The 18,558-nt window shown below is 49.0% G+C and carries 17 protein-coding genes; 12 read left to right on the top strand and 5 right to left on the bottom strand.

The genetic code is table 11. The annotated features are described in order from the left end of the window. The first annotated feature begins 129 nt into the window (after positions 1-129). From clpB to LPA26_RS07290, 4 genes are all read left to right on the top strand, one after another. Positions 130-2,712: an ATP-dependent chaperone ClpB gene (clpB, locus tag LPA26_RS07305; protein WP_229008342.1), complete on the top strand. Its 2,583-nt coding sequence runs from the start codon at positions 130-132 to the stop codon at positions 2,710-2,712. 85 nt (positions 2,713-2,797) lie between these two features. Beyond that, positions 2,798-3,328: a hypothetical protein gene (locus LPA26_RS07300; protein ID WP_229007848.1), complete on the top strand. Its 531-nt coding sequence runs from the start codon at positions 2,798-2,800 to the stop codon at positions 3,326-3,328. A 98-nt stretch (positions 3,329-3,426) separates the two neighbouring features. Then, positions 3,427-3,846, top strand: a complete 420-nt coding sequence (locus LPA26_RS07295) for a secondary thiamine-phosphate synthase enzyme YjbQ (RefSeq protein ID WP_229007847.1) — start codon at positions 3,427-3,429, stop codon at positions 3,844-3,846. 57 nt (positions 3,847-3,903) lie between these two features. Next, a complete protein-coding gene (locus LPA26_RS07290; RefSeq protein WP_055826632.1) occupies positions 3,904-4,203 on the top strand; it encodes a hypothetical protein in 300 nt (99 codons plus the stop codon). Positions 4,204-4,478: 275 nt separating this feature from the next. On the opposite strand, the gene LPA26_RS07285 is transcribed toward LPA26_RS07290, so the two are convergent. Together LPA26_RS07285 and gpmI are read right to left on the bottom strand one after the other, a co-directional pair. Next, complete coding sequence (locus tag LPA26_RS07285; protein WP_229007846.1) at positions 4,479-5,792, bottom strand: murein hydrolase activator EnvC; 1,314 nt, start codon at positions 5,790-5,792, stop codon at positions 4,479-4,481. Positions 5,793-5,880: 88 nt separating this feature from the next. Beyond that, entirely contained in the window at positions 5,881-7,431 is a 1,551-nt protein-coding gene (gpmI, locus tag LPA26_RS07280; RefSeq protein ID WP_055826627.1) for a 2,3-bisphosphoglycerate-independent phosphoglycerate mutase, read from the bottom strand. 135 nt (positions 7,432-7,566) lie between these two features. Here gpmI and LPA26_RS07275 point away from each other — a divergent pair, with 135 nt between their 5' ends. The 5 genes from LPA26_RS07275 to LPA26_RS07255 all read left to right on the top strand — a co-directional run bounded on the left by LPA26_RS07275 (position 7,567) and on the right by LPA26_RS07255 (position 11,073). Beyond that, on the top strand, positions 7,567-7,977 hold the full coding sequence (locus LPA26_RS07275) for a rhodanese-like domain-containing protein (RefSeq protein WP_055826624.1): 411 nt from the start codon (positions 7,567-7,569) through the stop codon (positions 7,975-7,977). A gap of 50 nt (positions 7,978-8,027) precedes the next feature. Next, entirely contained in the window at positions 8,028-8,285 is a 258-nt protein-coding gene (gene grxC / locus LPA26_RS07270; protein WP_055826622.1) for a glutaredoxin 3, read from the top strand. A 105-nt stretch (positions 8,286-8,390) separates the two neighbouring features. Continuing rightward, entirely contained in the window at positions 8,391-8,867 is a 477-nt protein-coding gene (gene secB, locus LPA26_RS07265; RefSeq protein WP_055826615.1) for a protein-export chaperone SecB, read from the top strand. A 69-nt stretch (positions 8,868-8,936) separates the two neighbouring features. After that, on the top strand, positions 8,937-9,929 hold the full coding sequence (locus tag LPA26_RS07260) for an NAD(P)H-dependent glycerol-3-phosphate dehydrogenase (RefSeq protein ID WP_229007845.1): 993 nt from the start codon (positions 8,937-8,939) through the stop codon (positions 9,927-9,929). A 208-nt stretch (positions 9,930-10,137) separates the two neighbouring features. Then, positions 10,138-11,073: an SdiA-regulated domain-containing protein gene (locus tag LPA26_RS07255; protein WP_229007844.1), complete on the top strand. Its 936-nt coding sequence runs from the start codon at positions 10,138-10,140 to the stop codon at positions 11,071-11,073. A 93-nt stretch (positions 11,074-11,166) separates the two neighbouring features. On the opposite strand, the gene LPA26_RS07250 is transcribed toward LPA26_RS07255, so the two are convergent. From LPA26_RS07250 to LPA26_RS07240, 3 genes are all read right to left on the bottom strand, one after another. Then, the gene (locus LPA26_RS07250) at positions 11,167-11,781 is read right to left on the bottom strand and encodes an FKBP-type peptidyl-prolyl cis-trans isomerase (protein ID WP_055826609.1); all 615 of its coding nucleotides are present in this window, start codon (positions 11,779-11,781) and stop codon (positions 11,167-11,169) included. A 229-nt stretch (positions 11,782-12,010) separates the two neighbouring features. Beyond that, a complete protein-coding gene (groL, locus tag LPA26_RS07245) occupies positions 12,011-13,648 on the bottom strand; it encodes a chaperonin GroEL (RefSeq protein ID WP_055826605.1) in 1,638 nt (545 codons plus the stop codon). Between the two features lie 114 nt (positions 13,649-13,762). Further along, entirely contained in the window at positions 13,763-14,050 is a 288-nt protein-coding gene (locus LPA26_RS07240) for a co-chaperone GroES (RefSeq protein ID WP_055826602.1), read from the bottom strand. 410 nt (positions 14,051-14,460) lie between these two features. Between LPA26_RS07240 and paoA the strand changes: the two genes are divergently transcribed. Genes paoA through LPA26_RS07225 form a run of 3 tightly spaced genes read left to right on the top strand, consistent with a single transcriptional unit; the run spans position 14,461 to position 18,328 of the window. Continuing rightward, positions 14,461-15,108: an aldehyde dehydrogenase iron-sulfur subunit PaoA gene (paoA, locus tag LPA26_RS07235; RefSeq protein ID WP_229007843.1), complete on the top strand. Its 648-nt coding sequence runs from the start codon at positions 14,461-14,463 to the stop codon at positions 15,106-15,108. Continuing rightward, positions 15,105-16,055, top strand: a complete 951-nt coding sequence (locus LPA26_RS07230; protein WP_229007842.1) for a xanthine dehydrogenase family protein subunit M — start codon at positions 15,105-15,107, stop codon at positions 16,053-16,055. Before paoA ends, LPA26_RS07230 begins: the two co-directional genes overlap by 4 nt. A gap of 2 nt (positions 16,056-16,057) precedes the next feature. After that, complete coding sequence (locus tag LPA26_RS07225; protein ID WP_229007841.1) at positions 16,058-18,328, top strand: xanthine dehydrogenase family protein molybdopterin-binding subunit; 2,271 nt, start codon at positions 16,058-16,060, stop codon at positions 18,326-18,328. Positions 18,329-18,558: the final 230 nt, after the last annotated feature.

Raw genomic sequence — 18,558 nt, 5'->3', positions numbered from 1 at the left:
AATGTAATACCCAAGCCTGTAAAACTGACCCGAATTTGATCTGGCTCTATTGAAAACACAAAAACCCGCCTCATTATAGGGTTATCCCGCCGCAGCATGTGGCATGACTTTTGTGTGAAAGGGTTTAACGTGCGTTTTGATAAGCTCACTACCAAATTCCAGCAGGCACTTGCCGATGCGCAAAGCATGGCAGTCGGTGCCGACCAACCAACGATAGAAGCACCACATTTATTACTGGCGATGCTGAACCAGGACGATAGCGGCGTGGCCGCTTTGCTCTCACGGGCAGGCGCTCAAGTGCATGCCTTGAAAACCAGCCTGCAACAGGCTGTAGATGCCTTGCCTAAGGTCAGTGAAAACAGTGGCGAAGTCACTATTTCACGAGACCTGAATAACCTGCTCAATGTCACCGACAAACTCGCCCAGAAAAGTGGCGACAGCTACATAGCCAGCGAAATGTTCCTGCTGGCCTTGACTGATGATAAGGGCGAAACCGGTAGATTGCTGAAACAGCATGGCTTGAATAAGGCCACGCTGGAACAAGCCATTAAAGCCGTGCGCGGCAATGACACCGTAAATAGCCAGGAGGCTGAAGGGCAGCGCGAAGCGTTGAAGAAATTTACGCTGGACCTGACCGAGCGCGCCCGTGCCGGTAAGCTGGACCCTGTCATTGGTCGTGACGATGAGATACGCCGCGCCATTCAGGTATTGCAACGCCGGACCAAAAATAACCCGGTATTGATCGGTGAGCCAGGGGTAGGTAAAACTGCCATTGTCGAAGGGCTGGCGCAGCGTATCGTTAATGGCGAAGTGCCTGATTCACTCAAGAACAAAAAAGTCCTCAGCCTGGATATGGCTGCATTGCTGGCCGGTGCTAAATACCGCGGTGAGTTTGAAGAACGCCTGAAAGCAGTGCTGAAAGAGCTGGCTCAGGATGAAGGCCAGACCATTGTGTTTATCGATGAAATCCATACCATGGTTGGCGCCGGTAAATCAGAAGGTGCCATGGATGCCGGCAATATGCTGAAACCTGCCCTGGCACGCGGTGAACTGCACTGTGTCGGCGCGACCACGCTGGATGAATACCGTAAATATATTGAAAAAGACGCTGCGCTGGAACGCCGCTTCCAGAAAGTGCTCGTCGATGAACCGACAGTCGAGGCGACCATTGCAATTTTGCGTGGTTTGCAGGAAAAGTATGAACTGCATCATGGCGTTGAGATCACTGACCCGGCCATTGTCGCCGCCGCAGAATTATCCAATCGCTACATTACAGACCGCTTTTTGCCGGATAAGGCCATCGACCTGATTGACGAGGCAGCGTCCCGTATCAAGATGGAAATTGACTCCAAACCGGAGGTGATGGACAAACTTGACCGTCGTTTGATCCAGCTCAAAATTGAGCGCGAAGCTGTGCGGCGCGAGAAAGATGAAGCCAGCCAGAAACGTTTCACCTTGATTGAAGACGAAATAGACCGGCTTGAAAAAGAATATGCCGATCTGGAAGAAATCTGGAAGGCTGAGAAAGCCGCAGTCCAGGGCTCTGCAGGCGTCAAGGAAGCGATTGAAAAGGTCAAGCTGGATATGGAAGCTGCTACCCGCAAGGGTGACTGGCAGCGTGTGTCTGAGTTGCAATACGGAAAATTGCCCCAGCTCGAAGCACAGTTAAAACATGATGACACGGCTGATGTGCAGCATCAGGTCAAACATAAAATGCTGCGTACTGAAGTCGGTGCCGACGAAATCGCCGAAGTAGTCAGCCGCGCAACCGGGATTCCCGTCAGCAAAATGATGACCGGTGAGCGCGAAAAACTGCTGGGTATGGAAAACAAACTGCATGAACGTGTGGTCGGCCAGGATGAGGCTGTACGCCTGGTATCGGATGCTATTCGCCGTTCGCGCAGTGGTTTAAGCGACCCTAACCGGCCTTATGGCAGCTTCCTGTTCCTGGGGCCTACTGGTGTTGGTAAAACCGAGCTTTGCAAAGCATTGGCAGGCTTTTTGTTTGACAGTGAAGAGCATTTGATCCGCATAGATATGAGTGAGTTTATGGAAAAACACTCGGTCTCGCGCCTGATCGGTGCGCCCCCCGGCTATGTCGGATATGAGGAGGGCGGCACCCTGACCGAGGCTGTGCGTCGTAAGCCTTATTCAGTGATTTTGCTGGATGAAGTGGAGAAAGCACACCCGGATGTATTCAATGTGTTGCTACAGGTACTGGATGATGGCCGCCTGACGGATGGCCAGGGTCGCACGGTGGATTTTAAAAATACCGTGATTATCATGACCTCAAACCTCGGAAGCCAGATGATACAAAGTATGGCTGATCAGGATTACCAGGTGGTCAAACTGGCAGTGATGGGGGAGGTGAAAACGCATTTCCGTCCGGAGTTTATCAACCGTATCGATGAAGTCATTGTCTTCCATTCACTGGGCGAAGCGCAGGTGAAATCCATTGCAAACATTCAGTTGCAGTTGCTGGCAAAACGTGTGGCTGCCATGGATATGCATCTGGAAGTTACGGATGCAGCGCTGGCGGAAATCGCCAATGCCGGGTTTGACCCGGTGTATGGGGCGCGGCCATTGAAACGGGCGATTCAGGGCGAAATAGAAAATCCGCTGGCAAAAGAAATTCTGGCCGGGCAATTTGCAGCCAAGGATACAATTAAAGTGGACTTTTCTGCAGGAAAAATGCAGTTCAGTAAAGCTTAATCGCATACTGCAAGCGAACCATCGCCATTACTTAGGGTCACAATGATTGTGACCCTATTCTTTTAATATAGGGATAAAAACTGAAATGATGATGAATCACTTAAAACTCTTGCGTTTAATCTCTGCCATTTTTGTACTCGGCGGCCTGGCAGGTTGCGCCACGCAACCGCAGCAGCCAGTGCAGATTGAGAGAATCTCGCCAGAACAACTGGCAGCACTGGTGCCACCTGCACAATCAACTTTGAGTCTAGAGGAGATTGCCAGCATGAGCAAAAAAGGCAAGCCAGATGCTGAAATTATTGAGGCGATAAAACAGTCCCAGTCGCGTTATTCACTGACTGCATCTGAAGTGCTTAGCTGGCATCAAAAAGGAATTTCAAAAGGCGTGCTGGACTATATGCAGCAGGCCAATGCCCTGGCGCAACAAAATGCCATTGCCGATGAAATCAACAAACGTGAAAAAGCGCGTGTGGAAGCAGAGACTCGACTTAAGCGAGAACGTGATTCTGCCAGACTGCGTAGCATGGACCCATGGTTTTACGGTCCCGGTTATTATGGCGGCCCTTGGGGATACAGACCTTACTGGGGCGGTGGTATGGGTTGGCGCTATTGGTAAGTAAAGAACAGATGGGAAGCCGCTGTAGTACTGATTGCAGAGATGGGTCGCTTAGTCTTGAGCCAGTATAATTAAGTTTTTTGATAGCGGAAACCGGCATGAAACAGCTTCATGAAACACTTTCAATTAATGCACAAGGTAGACGTTTGTACGACATTACGCCGCAAGTGGTGCAATGGATAAAGCAGTCAGGGATACAAAGCGGCTTACTGACTTTATATATTCAGCATACTTCCGCCAGTTTGCTGGTCAATGAAAATTATGACAGTGATGTATTGGTAGATCTGGAAGCATTTTTTAACCGAATCGCCCCGGATGGTGACGATTTGTTTATACACACGGTGGAAGGGCCAGATGATATGCCTGCCCATGTGAGGACCGCATTAACCCAAACCAGTTTGTCTATTCCTGTGATTGCTGGCGGAGTGGCACTTGGGCAATGGCAGGGAATTTTCCTGTTTGAACATAGACATCAGCCAGCCCGCAGGCGGGTATTGATGCATGTGATTGGCGAATAGCCAGTCGTTTTTTGCAGTACCTATAATTTTATAATGAAGTAATAAAAGGAGAAACTTATGAGATGGAATACTTACTTGCTGACATTTATTTTGGCGTTGGGTCTGGTGGCGTGTGGAAAAGAAGAAGCCCCCGCACCTGAAACAGCAGCCCCCGCAGCAGAGGCAACCCCGGCCGCTGCGGCTGATACACCTGCCCCAGCAAAGTCTAGCGGCGGCGGTGGCTATGAGCCTGCAGAAAATGAACGCGTGCCTGGTATTACCATTTCTAAGGAAGAGTTGGAAAAGCAGTCAGAAGCTGCGCTCGCTAATACACCACAGCCAGAAATTCCTGCTGATGAAGCACCTAAAGCAGAATAACCTTGTTGAGCCTGGCAACTCCCTATGAGTTGCTAGTTGATGAATAGATATACCATTCGAAGTCTGTTGCACAGTGTTTGATCCGATGTGTGAAGGCTTCGATGTTCTTGCCAAAGTCTTAAACTTCTATTTTTAGATTTCTTTTTAGTGCGGGACTGTTAGCCCTAAGCACTTCATCACCCATCAATATTATTTCCAATAGCTTATTCAAAGAATGCGGGTTGTGAGAATGAAATTCGCACCCAGTTTAGCCAAACCAAGTCTAGCCTTGTGCGTTAACGGACGCTGCTCCATTGCAGCGGATCAAACGGAATGCTGTTGCGGCGCAATTCGTAATACACGCCATTCTCGGCATTGCCACCACTGTTACCGACCGCAGCAATCGTATCTCCACTTTTGACCGCCTGGCCTGAAGATTTATACAGCGCTTCATTATTGCCATACAGGCTCATATAGCCATTGCCGTGGTCAATGACAATCAGGTTACCAAACCCGCGCATCCAGTCGGCAAACACCACTTGCCCGCCGGCGACAGATTTAACCTCGCTGCCTTCTTTGGCGCGTATAAACAGTCCTTTCCAGCTGACACCGGTATCTGCTCGTGCGCTGCCGAAACGATTGATCACTTCGCCGCGTGCAGGCAAGCGTAACCGGCCACGCAGTTGAGCAAAATTTTCTTTAGACGCGTTGTATTCAGGCAAGGTCTCATTTTTTGCAACTACAGTATTGCTCTGAGATTCCGATTCACTATCATCGCCTTTCTGCGCATCTACCTTGGCTTGTGAAGAGTGTTCAAACGTGCGGCCACTGGCTTTCTTCTTGCGTGCCAGTTCGGCTGAGCGTTTGGCAGCCGCTTCCTTTTCACGTTTGGCGCGGGCGATTGCTTCCTGCTCACGTTTTTTTGCTTCTGCCGCCAGTCGCTGGAATAGCCTGGATAACGCTTCCTCATCTTTTTTCAGGCGCACCAGTTGCTGCTCCTGAGTTTCGATCTGTTTGGAAAGTTGGGTCAGTGCCTCGGCACGCTTTGATTTTTCATTCACCAGTTTATGCGTGGTTTCGGTATATTGATTCGCCAGCCGGTCAGTTTCATGCAGCTGTTCAGTGGTGGCGGCGCGCACGCGTTCAATGGCGTCACGGTTGTCCTGCAAGGATTGTATCTGCTGCTGGTGTGCAGCTGTTAAGTAACCGAGATATTTCAGATTACGGGTGGTATTGGCCGGGTCTTGTTGCTGTAACAGCATCTGCAACGGACTATTATTGCCATGACGATATTGCTGATTTAGCTGCTGACTAAGCAGCTCGCGTTGCTGGTTCACTTGTCTTTGTAGCAAAGACATTTGTTTTTGCAGGTCTTGCAACTTGCCACGATTTTCCTGCTGCGCATCCTGGATTTCGCGTAGCTTTTTACGTGAGGCACTGATGGCGGTCTCAGAGGCTTTTAAAGCTTCATTGGCATCCTGTTTCGCCAGTTGCGAAGCTTTGATGGCATTGGCCAGTTGCTGGATTTTTTCTTTGACCTGTTCCAGATCACCTTTGGCTGCCTCAGCCTTGTCATTGTTCGCAGCCACAGCCATGATCGGCGCGGCCATGAAAAGGGCAAGGAGGGCCGATGCTGAAAACAATCTGCGCAAAAGGGGGCGAACTAACAGGATATCAGGCATGCACCATCAAAGTTGCTTAGGCTGCTTCATTCAGTGTAACCAGGCTTTCCCCAGTCATTTCTGCCGGTTTTGGCAAACCCATTAATTTCAGTAACGTCGGTGCAATATCAGACAGCGCGCCACTTTCATTCACTTTCCCCGAGCGGCCAATGTAAATGAACGGCACGAGATTAGTGGTATGTTGGGTATGCGCTTGGGCACTGTCGTGATCAAACATGCTTTCGGCATTGCCGTGGTCGGCAGTGATGATGACTTCGGCCCCGCTTTTTTGTGCGGCTGCGACGACTCTGCCCACACATGTATCCAGCGTTTCAACGGCTTTAATCGCCGCTTGCAGGTTGCCGGTATGGCCGACCATATCACCATTGGCATAATTGCAAATCACCGCCTGGTACTGCCTGGACTCAATAGCAGCCACCAGTTTGTCGGTGAGCTCAGGGGCGCTCATTTCTGGTTGCAAATCGTAAGTGGCCACCTTGGGGGAGGGCACCAGAATGCGGTCTTCACCCGTAAATACGGTTTCTTCGCCACCGTTAAAAAAGAAGGTCACATGCGGATATTTTTCGGTTTCGGCAATCCGTAATTGTTTGAGGCCGAGGTTGGCGACATATTCGCCAAATGTGTTCGGCACAGTGAAAGGTGCAAAAATCGGCTGCGCCAAGCGCTGATTTTTATCATATTGCGTAAGTGTCAAATAGTGGCTAAATGCAGGCACACGGCTACGCGCAAAGCCATCAAAGTCTGGTTTCAGCAACGCATCAGTGAGTTGGCGCGCGCGGTCACTTCTGAAATTCATGAACACGAGCGCATCGCCATCTTCCATGCGCACAGGCGCGTCATCAGCGTTTCTGATAGCCGTACATTTAACAAACTCGTCACTTTCATCGCGCGCATAAGCCTGTTGCAAGGCAGTCAGGCTGTCCGGTGCGACATACTCTGCTACACCATTCACCAGTAATTCATAAGCGACTGAAACGCGTTCCCAGCGCTTGTCTCTATCCATGCCATAAAAACGGCCACCTACTGTGGCAACCTTGCCCACGCCTTGCAGTTTCAGCTCTTTTTCCAGCGCTTCAAGGTTGGGTTGAGCACTTTTAGGCGGTGTGTCTCGACCATCGAGGAATGCATGGATGTAAACCTTGTTCAGGCCTTGCTGTTTAGCCATTTCGATTAATGCATGGATATGCGGCTGGTAGCTATGTACGCCGCCGTCGGACAGCAATCCCAGGATATGCAGGGCTTTGTCGTTAGCTTTGACGGTTTGCATGGTGTTGACCAGTGTTGGCAGTTTATAAAACTCGCCACTGCTGATGCTATTGTTTATGCGCTCAAAGTCTTGAAAAACGATACGTCCTGCCCCAATATTCAGGTGGCCTACTTCAGAGTTACCCATTTGCCCTGCGGGCAGGCCAACGTAATGTTCAGAGGCGTTAATCAGCCCATGTGGATAATGGGCCTTGAGTTGATCCAGATTAGGTGTGTTGGCTTGCAGTACTGCATTGTGCTCCGGGATTTCGCTATGACCGAAGCCATCCAGAATCAGTAAAATAACAGGTTTAATTGACATGGCTTACCGTTTAAATGTGGTGACTGAAAGTCGGATTCAAGAATTACTCTATTATAATCGCAACCGCTGGCGGCGCATACCTAACAACGGTGATGCGGGCGACAGGTTCGACAACAAGCTTAGGTAAAAGATCAAGTGGAATTCTTTAAAGAAAATGTACTATTAATCGGGCTGGCAATCGGCTCAGGCGTGGCTCTACTATTTCCACTGTTAAACCGCTCTGCGGCGGGTAGCACATTGCTAACAGTCACTGAAGCAGTGATGCTGATGAGCCGCAAGCAGGTTTTGGTTCTGGATGTGCGCGAGCCTGATGAATTCAAGCAAGGGCACTTGCAAGGCGCGCGCAATATCCCGTTGTCGCAATTGGCAACCCGCGTAGCGGAGCTGGAGAAGTTCAAGGATAAACCGGTATTGCTGGTCTGCGAGCGGGGCAACCGCACCCGCGCAGCGGTGAAAGTACTCCGTGAAAAGCAGTTTTCGGCATTGCATCAGTTAAAAGGCGGTATGCAGGCCTGGATTGAAGCCAAGATGCCTCTGGGAAAATAACAGCTGAGTAATCTTTGAACAATCATTAAAGTGAAGTTGGAAAGGGAATCATGGCAAAAGTAATGATGTATACCTCGGCAGTCTGCCCTTATTGCATCAATGCCGAACGTTTGCTGCGCAACAAGGGTGTGACCGAGATTGAAAAAATCCGTATAGATTTACAGCCTGAACTGCGCGCAGAAATGATGGAGAAAACCGGTCGCCGCACCGTGCCGCAAATCTACATTGATGAGCGACATGTAGGTGGTTTTGATGATTTGCATGCACTGGATGTACGCGGTGAGTTGGACCCATTGCTGGCGGCCTGATGCTTGGATTGAAATCCAGATCAAAACCTTCACAAAAAACACATAGTCAGGCCGTGGATGACCAGTTAGAATAGCGGCTTTGCGTAGATATTATAAGGACGATTCATGGCTCAGGAACCACAAAACCAAGCAGAACAAAACGCAGGTCCAGTTTTTAGTATTGAAAAACTGTATGTGCATGATGCATCCATCGAAGTGCCAAATGCACCAGCTATTTTCACCGAGCGTACTACCCCGCAAATCAACGTAGAGTTGGGCAATGCGGTTGAGCAAGTACAGGATGGCATTTTCAATGTGTCTATCAAGGTCACGGTGACTGCTAAAATTGAAGACAAAACTGCATTCTTGGTAGAAGTTAACCAATCCGGCATTTTCGCGATCCGTAATGTTCCGCAAGAAAATCTTGAGCCTATCCTGTCAGTAGCTTGCCCTAACATCCTGTTCCCATACGCGCGCGAAGCAATTTCCGATATGGTGACACGTGCCGGTTTCATGCCAGTATTGCTGAACCCTATCAATTTTGAAGCGTTGTACCTGCAACAGCAACAGCAGGCTGCCCAAGCCGCTGGCGCGCCAAATTAATTTTTAAGACTATTTTATTTAAGCAAAAAAATAGGTCAGCGATGGCCTGTTTTTTCTGGATAAATGTAAATGAGTAAAGTCGCAGTTTTGGGTGCAGGTGCCTGGGGTACCGCGCTTGCCATGCATATCGCATTACGGCATGAAGTGGTGCTGTGGGCGCGTAATAGTGGTCACGTTTCCGGTATGCGTAAAGCGCGCGCCAATCCCCTCTACCTTGGTGAATTCCCCTTCCCTGAAAAACTGACCGTTGAAGATGACCTCGCAACAGCCGTTGCTGGATCAGATTTGATTTTATCTGTGGTGCCCACTGCGGGTTTCCGTCCGATTTTGCAACAGCTGAAAGCGTTGGGAATAAGCCAGCCTTTGATCTGGGCCAATAAGGGCTTGGAGCCACAAACTGCAAAACTGCCTTTTGAAGTGGCGCAGGAAGAACTGGGCAGTGGTTACCCTTGGGGCGTATTAAGCGGCCCCAGTTTTGCTGCTGAACTGGTACGTGGCTTGCCAACCGCGATCACGCTAGCGGCCAACCATACAGAACTCGCCCAAGAAGCCGCGCAGTTAATCCATGGAAGCTGTCTGCGTGTATACAACAGTACTGATGTCATTGGTGCCTCAGTGGGTGGTGCAGTGAAAAACGTGATGGCAATCGCCGCCGGCATCTCAGATGGTATGGGTTTTGGTAATAATGCGCGCGCAGCCATGATTACCCGTGGCTTGGCGGAAATCACTCGCTTTGGCATGGCCTTAGGGGCCAAAGCCGATACCTTTATGGGCTTGGCCGGGGCAGGTGACCTGATCCTGACGTGTACCGGCCAATATTCCCGCAACCGTGAAGTAGGGTTGCAACTGGCTTCAGGGAAATCACTGGAAAGCATTCTGGCTGGTCTCGGACATGTCGCTGAGGGTGTGAATACAGCACGGGAAGTAATGCGTCGCGCTGAGGTTATTCATGTCGAGATGCCAATTACTTTTGAAGTGAATCAGTTGCTGACTAATCAAAAAACCGCTCAAGACGCGGTTAGTGCTCTATTAGGCCGTGGTCAACGCCAGGAATCTGCCTGATCCTTTTGCTAGTCATTCCAGTCCATTTTCTAGAATTTGTTTATTCTTAATGATTTCATCTAAGTGCTTCACAGGCACTTAGATCCTGTTTAAAATTTTTCCAGCTAATCCTGTCGCGGGCTATTGCGCCGTATCGCATCCTTGTCATGTAAATGCTCTATAAAACCAGGAACTATACTTAGCGAACGCAGTCTGGTAGTTAGCTCAAATGAATGAGAAGATTATTTTGCAGTTTAGTAAAACAAAGTTATTAAAAGCAGGCTTTACTCTGGCGATTATTGCGTCCATCGCCTCCACCCTGTATGTCATGAAGGCCGAAGCGCTGGCCTGGCATGTGTGGCATCAATTCACGCATCATGATCATCATGGCCTCGATCTATCCGAATATGAGGTAGCCATCGAAGGCAAGCAGCTCGCTGATTACAAAAATGCTTCTGGCCTGGCGTTCAATAATGAAACAGGCACATTGTTTACCGTGCTCAATGATATGAGCATGATTGTAGAGTTAACCCGTGATGGCAAACCTATCCGCGAAATCAAAGTCCACGGCACTGACGACCTCGAAGGCATCTCACACCTGGAGAAAGATTATTATGTAGTTGCCGATGAGCGCGAAAGTAAACTCTGGCTACTGCAAATAAAACCGGAGACGCGTGAACTCTCAATCAAGGATGGACGGTTGCTGAAGTTTGGCATGAACGAGCGCGGTAACAAGAATTTTGAGGGAGTAACGTGGGATAGCGTGCACCATCGGCTGATCGTCGTGAAAGAGCGTGATCCCAAGTACGTGATGTCTGTGACGGGTTTGTATGAGCCGAATGAAGACAAGCAGAGCCAGATAGAAGTGCAGCGGATGACACAATTTGATCCGGCGTTAAAATGGGCACTAAGGGATTTATCCTCAGTCACCTATCATGAACGTACTGGGCATTTCTTTTTGCTTAGTGATGAGTCCAAATTGCTCAAACAGTTTAACGAACAAGGTCAAACGCTGGGGTCATTAGCCTTATGGAAAGGCTTTCACGGTTTGCACGAAAATGTCCCGCAAGCAGAGGGCGTTTCCATCGATGATGAAGGCAATGTATATATCGTCAGCGAGCCTAACCTTTTTTACGTTTTCAAGCCTAAATCCAGTCGCACTTGAGTCAGCTTATTAGCAGTGACTGATTTAAACTGAGATAATGAAAAAACCCGCCTTGGCGGGTTTTTCTGCACTAATTTGTCTCGTTTAAAGCAGTTATTCAATACCCAACAACTCAACTTCAAATACTAGCGTCGCATCCGGACCAATCACCGGGCCGCTACCGTTAGCACCATAAGCCAGTTCAGAAGGGATGGTCAGCTCGAATTTGCTGCCAACCTGCATTAACTGCAAGCCTTCTACCCAGCCAGAAATCACACCGGTCACCGGGAAAACGATAGGTTCACCACGGTCATAAGAGCTATCAAATACGGTGCCATCGATCAGCGTGCCTCTGTAATGCACTTTTACGCGATCGCTAGGGACAGGTTTTGCACCATTGCCAGTCACCAGTACTTTATATTGCAGGCCGCTCTCAGTAGTTGTCACGCCTTCTTTTTTAGCATTCTCAGCCAGGTAAGCCACGCCATCAGCCTTGTTTTTTGCCTGTGCAGCCACTTGTTTTGCCTGGCTTTCTTTCTGTACCTGCTCAACCGCGCTTTGCTTTTCTTCATTCGATAAACGGGATGGCTGGTCTGTCATTACATCGCGGACAGCAAGCGCAACCACGTCTGCATCCAGCTCAAGATTATCATTCTTGAGCTGGTGAGCCAGGTTTTCACCCACGATGTAGCTCAGGCGTTGGGTCAGAGTTTTCAATTCAATAGTCATTAGGTTCTTTCGTCATTTGAGGATGCTGCCTGTTCGACAACATAAGATGTGATTATGTCCGACAAAATCGATAAAACAAAACCCGCCAAAGCGGGTTCTGTTTTGAAAATATTACTTAGGGCATTTTTGCAAGTGAAAGCGGTTAGTGCAAGGCGCTTATCCGCAGGCAGTACATTAAAGTACGATAAGGATAAGCAACGCAGCAATAGCCGCTTTGACGTAGCAAAAATTACATCATACCGCCCATGCCGCCCATACCACCCATATCCGGCATCGCTGGCGCATCTTCTTTAGGCAACTCAGCAACCATGCAATCAGTCGTCAGCATCAAGCCAGCCACTGAAGCGGCATTCTGCAATGCAGAACGGGTCACTTTAGTTGGGTCCAGAATACCCATTTCAATCATGTCGCCGTAAGTTTCGTTAGCAGCGTTGTAACCGTAGTTGCCTTTGCCAGCCGCTACATTGTTCACGACTACAGATGGCTCAACACCAGCGTTTTGCGTGATCTGACGCAATGGCTCTTCAACCGCGCGCAGAACAATTTTCACGCCTGCTTCCTGGTCCAGGTTCTCACCTTTCACTTTAGCAATCGCATCACGGGCACGGATCAGCGCCACGCCACCACCAGCTACGATACCTTCTTCAACCGCAGCACGTGTTGCATGCAAGGCATCTTCCACGCGGGCTTTTTTCTCTTTCATTTCGATTTCTGTTGTCGCGCCAACCTTGATCACAGCAACACCACCAGCCAGTTTGGCTACGCGCTCTTGCAGTTTTTCACGGTCATAGTCGCTAGTCGCTTCTTCGATTTGAGTTTTGATCTGGCCGATACGGGCTTTGATGGTTTCTTCGTTGCCAGCGCCGTCGATGATGATGGTGTTTTCTTTACCCACTTCGATGCGTTTCGCTTGACCCAGGTCAGTCAGTTGTACACTTTCCAGTTTTAGGCCAACTTCTTCAGAAATCACGGTACCACCGGTCAACACAGCAATGTCTTCCAACATGGCTTTACGACGGTCACCAAAACCAGGGGCTTTCACAGCAGTGGTTTTCAGGATGCCGCGGATGTTGTTCACCACCAGGGTTGCCAATGCTTCGCCATCTACGTCTTCTGAAATGATCAGCAGTGGACGGCCAGCTTTAGCGACTTGCTCCAGTGTAGGCAACAGGTCACGGATGTTAGAGATTTTTTTGTCGTGCAATAACACGAAAGGATTGTCCAGTAACGAAATTTGACGCTCTGGATTGTTGATGAAGTAAGGGGACAGGTAACCGCGGTCAAACTGCATACCTTCAACCACATCTAATTCATTGGTCAGGCCTGAACCGTCTTCAACAGTGATTACGCCTTCTTTACCCACTTTGTCCATTGCATCAGCAATGATCTGGCCAACTGAGCTATCGGAGTTCGCAGAAATAGCACCTACTTGTGCGATTTCCTTGCTGGTTGTACATGGCTTGGATTGTGCAGCCAGGTCAGCCACAGCAGCTTCAACTGCTTTATCGATACCGCGCTTCAGGTCCATCGGGTTCATACCAGCTGCTACAGATTTCATGCCTTCGCGGATGATCGCTTGTGCCAACACTGTGGCAGTCGTTGTACCGTCACCGGCGATGTCATTGGTTTTAGAAGCCACTTCTTTCACCATCTGAGCGCCCATGTTTTCGAACTTGTCTTTCAATTCGATTTCTTTGGCTACAGAAACACCATCTTTAGTGATGGTAGGCGCGCCGAAAGAGCGCTCCAACACTACGTTGCGGCCTTTAGGGCCCAAAGTCACGCGTACTGCATTAGCCAATACGTTGACACCGTTAACCATTTTTTGGCGAACGTCATCACCAAATCTTACGTCTTTAGCTGCCATTTAAATTCTCCTAAATTGCTTAATATTCAATTGGTTTTTACTAGAAATTGTGTCTAATCATGAAGCGCTGAAAAAGGGATGCTGCAAGCAGAATCGCCTTCAAAGCGGTCAGAATTACTCTACAATCGCCATGATGTCTTCTTCGCGCATAACCAACAGCTCTTCGCCATCGACCTTAACTGCTTGACCGGAGTATTTGCCGAACAACACTTTGTCGCCCACTTTTACGTCCAACGGAATAGATTTTCCGTTGTCATCTTTTTTACCGTTACCAACGGCTTGCACAATGCCTTGATCAGGTTTTTCAGTTGCGCTGTCTGGAATCACAATACCAGAAGCGGTTGTGCGCTCTTCAGCGGCGCGTTTAACAATCACTCGATCATGCAATGGACGAATACTCATAAAAGTCTCCTTGTATTCCTAAAGTATTATTTGGGAAGCGTTTTAATAAAAAATAACCAACGTTGAGTTGCAGTGCGCATTTTAGCACTCGCGCACCTTGATTGCTAATTTGGGGTATAAAGCCACATTTCAAGAGGGGAAATTAAAAAAATTTGTGGGCAGGCAAACATTAATTACTTTTCAAATACCCATAAGTAAATAACTAGTCTTCAGGAATCTTTGTTGCTGGGGCTTTAAAGTAATGAATGCCTTAGATTGTTATTTACTTCTTATCAGATTTTCCGGGCTGCATTCTTCTCATTCCTGTCTCCGCCGTATCGAACAGGAACTTAATCCACTCTTATCTATCACTCTAGTTGTCGCGAATAGTATTGATTAATCCGGCAATCTCTTTTTCAAGGAAGTGAAGAATGGCTGAATTCGATCCAAACAGACGTAAATTCATAAGAAATACTGCGGCTTCAAGTGGAGCGATAGCGGTTGCCAAAATTGCGACTGAAGCTGAAGCCAGATCAGTTATCCAGCCTTCACAGACTACCGAGCCTTCCAAGGTGAATGTCTTATTGAGAGTGAATGGCAGTGAGCACCAGTTGCTGGTTGATTCACGAACTACGCTACTTGACGCCCTGCGGGAGCGACTGCATCTCACCGGGACGAAAAAGGGCTGTGATCAAGGCCAGTGTGGCGCTTGTACCGTCATTGTAGACGGACGACGTATCGCTTCATGCCTTACCCTTGCCGTGATGCAAGAAGGCCACGACATCACAACGATTGAAGGTTTGGGTACTCCGAATAATCTACATCCGATGCAGGCTGCTTTCATCAAGCACGATGGCTATCAATGCGGATTCTGTACTCCGGGACAAATCTGCTCCGCAGTTGCGATGCTTGATGAGATCAAAGCCGGGATACCGAGTCATGTCACGGAGGATCTGACACACCCAATTGAGATGAGCACTATTGAGTTCAGAGAACGCATGAGCGGTAATTTATGCCGCTGTGGTGCTTATTCAAATATCCAGGAAGCCATCACAGAAGTTGCCGGGGTATCCAGATGAAAGCATTTACTTATGAGAGAGTCAATTTACCGGTTGATGCAGCTGTCAAAGCAGCACGTATCAGTAATTCGAAATTCATAGCAGGCGGGACTAACCTCCTGGATTTAATGAAATTGCAGGTAGAGACCCCTGGGCATTTAATTGATATAAATGACCTTGGCTTGGATAAAATTGAACCTACCACCGATGGTGGTTTACGAATCGGTGCCCTGGTGCGCAATACGGACCTTGCTGCGCATGACATTGTGCGGCGCAAATATGGCGTCCTTTCAAGAGCCTTGCTTGCAGGCGCCTCCGGTCAGCTGAGAAATCAGGCAACCACGGCTGGTAACTTATTACAGCGTACCCGCTGTCCTTATTTTTATGATACCAATCTGCCCTGTAACAAACGGGAGCCAGGGACTGGCTGTGCGGCACTTGGCGGATATAGCCGCAATCATGCGATTGTAGGCGTGAGTGATCAATGTATTGCTACTCATCCGAGCGACATGGCTGTTGCCATGCGGGTATTGGATGCGACGATTGAGACTGTTCGTTCGAACGGGGCAATCCGATCGATACCTATTGCTGAGTTGCACAGGTTACCTGGGAATACACCCCAGATTGAACATACGCTGGAGAAGGGGGAGTTGATCACTGCGGTGACACTTCCGCCGCCTGTTGGTGGCATGCACATTTACCGGAAAGTAAGAGACCGCGCATCTTATGCCTTTGCTCTTGTATCTGTTGCAGCCATTATTCAACGAGACGGATCAGGCAGAGTGGCGCTAGGCGGCGTGGCACATAAGCCCTGGCGCGTTGAGGAAGCTGAGCGGGCTTTGCCGAAAGGGGCCAAAGCAGTGTCGGCTAAGTTGTTGGCAAATGCGCGTACCACACATGACAATGCATTTAAAGTGTCCCTGCTGGAACGTACGCTAGCGTCGGTCATCAATGAAGCGAAGGCATAACCATGAAATTCGATACCCCGGCAACCAATAACCCTATAGACCAACTGAAAGTGGTGGGTCAGCCCGTTTCCCGCATTGATGGCCCGCTCAAAACCACTGGCACCGCGCCTTATGCCTATGACCGGAATGACGTTATCGCAAACCAGGCCTTTGGTTACATACTTGGATCGAGTATTGCAAAAGGCCACATTACCTCACTTAATTTATCAGCTGCCAAAGCTTATCCAGGCGTAATCACAATCGTGACTTACCAAAATGCGGGAAAGCTCGCTAAAGGTAAATTCAATACAGCCCTGTTGCTGGGTGGCCCAGAAATTCAGCACTATCACCAGGCTATCGCCATTGTGGTGGCCGAAACCTTTGAACAAGCCCGAGCTGCCGCTCACCTGATCCAGGTTAAGTATGAGCGATCCAAGGGCTATTATGACCTGGAAAAAGAAAAGCCCAAAGGCGTCCCCACAGATGATACGGGTACAGCGGGTGAGAGTGCCGTAGGTAATTTCGACGCCGCTTTTGCATCATCATCTTTAAAGTTGGATGCGACTTACTCCACTTCCCATGAATCGCATTCGATGATGGAACCGCATGCCACGATTGCAGCCTGGGATGGCGGCCAGTTAACACTATGGACCTCTAATCAGATGATAGATTGGGCGGTTGGGGATATGGCGAAGACTCTCGGCATTGCCAAGGAAAAAGTGCGGGTGATATCCCCGTATATCGGTGGTGGATTTGGTGCCAAATTATTTTTGCGCTCTGATGCCTTAATGGCCGCCCTTGCAGCCAGGGCCGCACAACGCCCCGTGAAAGTGAGTTTGCAGCGCGCTTTGATCCCTAACAATACAACGCACCGTTCCGCAACGATTCAGCGCATACGCATTGGCGCTAATAAAGATGGACTGATTACCGCTATCGGCCATGAAAGCTGGTCGGGCAACTTGCCGGAGGGCGGGCCTGAGGCCGGCGCATTCCAGACGCGCTCCCTGTATGCGGGAGCAAACCGGATGACCTCGAATCGCGTGTCCAGGCTGGATCTACCTGAAGCCAACGCCATGCGTGCGCCAAACGAGGCTTCCGGGCTGGCGGCGCTGGAAATCGCCATGGATGAAATGGCAGAGAAATTAGGCATGGATCCCATTGAGTTCCGCATCAGGAATGACACTCAAACTGTTCCGGACTCTCCTGCTAAACCTTCATCGACAGATTCGCAATCCAAAAAACCTGAAGAAAAAGAGCCACCAAATCCTCATCCACCATTTTCCTTACGTCAACTGGTGAAGTGCTTCCAAATTGGCGCTAAACAATTTGGATGGAGCAAACGAAAAGCTAAGCCTGGGGTATTGCGTGAAGGCCGCTGGTTGATTGGATTGGGAGTAGCATCCGCTTATCGGGATAACATCGTCACGAAATCAGCTGCACGCGTACGTCTGGATCGGCGTGGTTATTTGACTGTTGAAACTGACATGACGGACATCGGTACCGGGAGCTACACCATCATTGCCCAAACGGCGGCGGAAATGATGGGCGTTCCTTTAGCAAAGGTCAATGTCAGACTTGGCGACTCGAATTTTCCGGTGTCGTCTGGTTCAGGCGGTCAGTGGGGCGGTAACAGTTCTACTTCAGGTGTGTATGCTGCCTGTGTCAAATTGCGGGAAGCCATCGCGCAAAAAGCAAATTTCAATATCGACAGTGCCGTTTTTGCTGATGAGAAAATCCTTCATGGCTCACAGAGCTTTACTCTGGCGGAATTGGCGGGCAGCCAAGGTATAAACGCTGAAGATACGATTGAATTCGGTGATCTTGATAAAAAATATCAGCAGTCCACCTTTGGTGCACATTTTGTAGAGGTTGCTGTGGATGCTTACACCGGCGAAACCCGGATTCGCCGTATGTTAGCCGTTTGCGCAGCCGGGCGCATCCTTAATCCAAAAACGGCACGTAGCCAGGTAATTGGCGCGATGACCATGGGGGTAGGGGCTGCTTTGATGGAGTCACTGGAGGTCGACCAGCGCTATGGTTATTTTGTGAATCATGACCTGGCAGGCTATGAAGTCCCAGTACATGCAGACATTCCGCACCAGGAAGTGATTTTCCTTGAAGAAACTGATCCTATCTCATCCCCTATGAAAGCCAAAGGCGTCGGGGAGTTGGGTATCTGTGGCGTGGCTGCAGCAGTATCGAACGCCATTTACAATGCCACAGGTGTTCGTGTGCGTGACTATCCTGTCACCCTCGACAAACTTATTGGCAAAATGCCGATCAAGGTGGGATAGATTCATAGTAACCCTTAAAATCCAATAAGAACGCTTAAAGTTATCGATAAAATATATAAAAGTGTTCGAGTCATTTTTTTATAAGACTTAAATTTTTCATGATTCTAAACAGATAGTTATTACCATCCCTGTCTCAAATGCCAAATTGTGACTGGTGTTTTTTAAGAACTCAGTAAGGATTTATATGAGTAAGGCCAATTTGGCTTTTCTTGGGTTGGCTGCGTAGGAGG

The sequence above is a fragment of the Methylophilus sp. Leaf408 genome (assembly GCF_916856905.1).
Lineage (GTDB): Bacteria > Pseudomonadota > Gammaproteobacteria > Burkholderiales > Methylophilaceae > Methylophilus.
This window is presented reverse-complemented; position numbering and strand designations above follow the sequence as displayed.

Excerpts from the sequence above, each read along its gene's own strand:
- LPA26_RS07300 (WP_229007848.1), top strand. The coding sequence starts at position 2,798 with ATGATGATGAATCACTTAAAACTCTTGCGTTTAATCTCTGCCATTTTT.
- LPA26_RS07295 (WP_229007847.1), top strand. The coding sequence starts at position 3,427 with ATGAAACAGCTTCATGAAACACTTTCAATTAATGCACAAGGTAGACGT.
- LPA26_RS07290 (WP_055826632.1), top strand. The coding sequence starts at position 3,904 with ATGAGATGGAATACTTACTTGCTGACATTTATTTTGGCGTTGGGTCTG.
- LPA26_RS07285 (WP_229007846.1), bottom strand. The coding sequence starts at position 5,792 with ATGGCCGCGCCGATCATGGCTGTGGCTGCGAACAATGACAAGGCTGAG.
- gpmI (WP_055826627.1), bottom strand. The coding sequence starts at position 7,431 with ATGTCAATTAAACCTGTTATTTTACTGATTCTGGATGGCTTCGGTCAT.
- grxC (WP_055826622.1), top strand. The coding sequence starts at position 8,028 with ATGGCAAAAGTAATGATGTATACCTCGGCAGTCTGCCCTTATTGCATC.
- secB (WP_055826615.1), top strand. The coding sequence starts at position 8,391 with ATGGCTCAGGAACCACAAAACCAAGCAGAACAAAACGCAGGTCCAGTT.
- LPA26_RS07260 (WP_229007845.1), top strand. The coding sequence starts at position 8,937 with ATGAGTAAAGTCGCAGTTTTGGGTGCAGGTGCCTGGGGTACCGCGCTT.
- LPA26_RS07255 (WP_229007844.1), top strand. The coding sequence starts at position 10,138 with ATGAATGAGAAGATTATTTTGCAGTTTAGTAAAACAAAGTTATTAAAA.
- LPA26_RS07250 (WP_055826609.1), bottom strand. The coding sequence starts at position 11,781 with ATGACTATTGAATTGAAAACTCTGACCCAACGCCTGAGCTACATCGTG.
- groL (WP_055826605.1), bottom strand. The coding sequence starts at position 13,648 with ATGGCAGCTAAAGACGTAAGATTTGGTGATGACGTTCGCCAAAAAATG.
- LPA26_RS07240 (WP_055826602.1), bottom strand. The coding sequence starts at position 14,050 with ATGAGTATTCGTCCATTGCATGATCGAGTGATTGTTAAACGCGCCGCT.
- paoA (WP_229007843.1), top strand. The coding sequence starts at position 14,461 with ATGGCTGAATTCGATCCAAACAGACGTAAATTCATAAGAAATACTGCG.
- LPA26_RS07230 (WP_229007842.1), top strand. The coding sequence starts at position 15,105 with ATGAAAGCATTTACTTATGAGAGAGTCAATTTACCGGTTGATGCAGCT.
- LPA26_RS07225 (WP_229007841.1), top strand. The coding sequence starts at position 16,058 with ATGAAATTCGATACCCCGGCAACCAATAACCCTATAGACCAACTGAAA.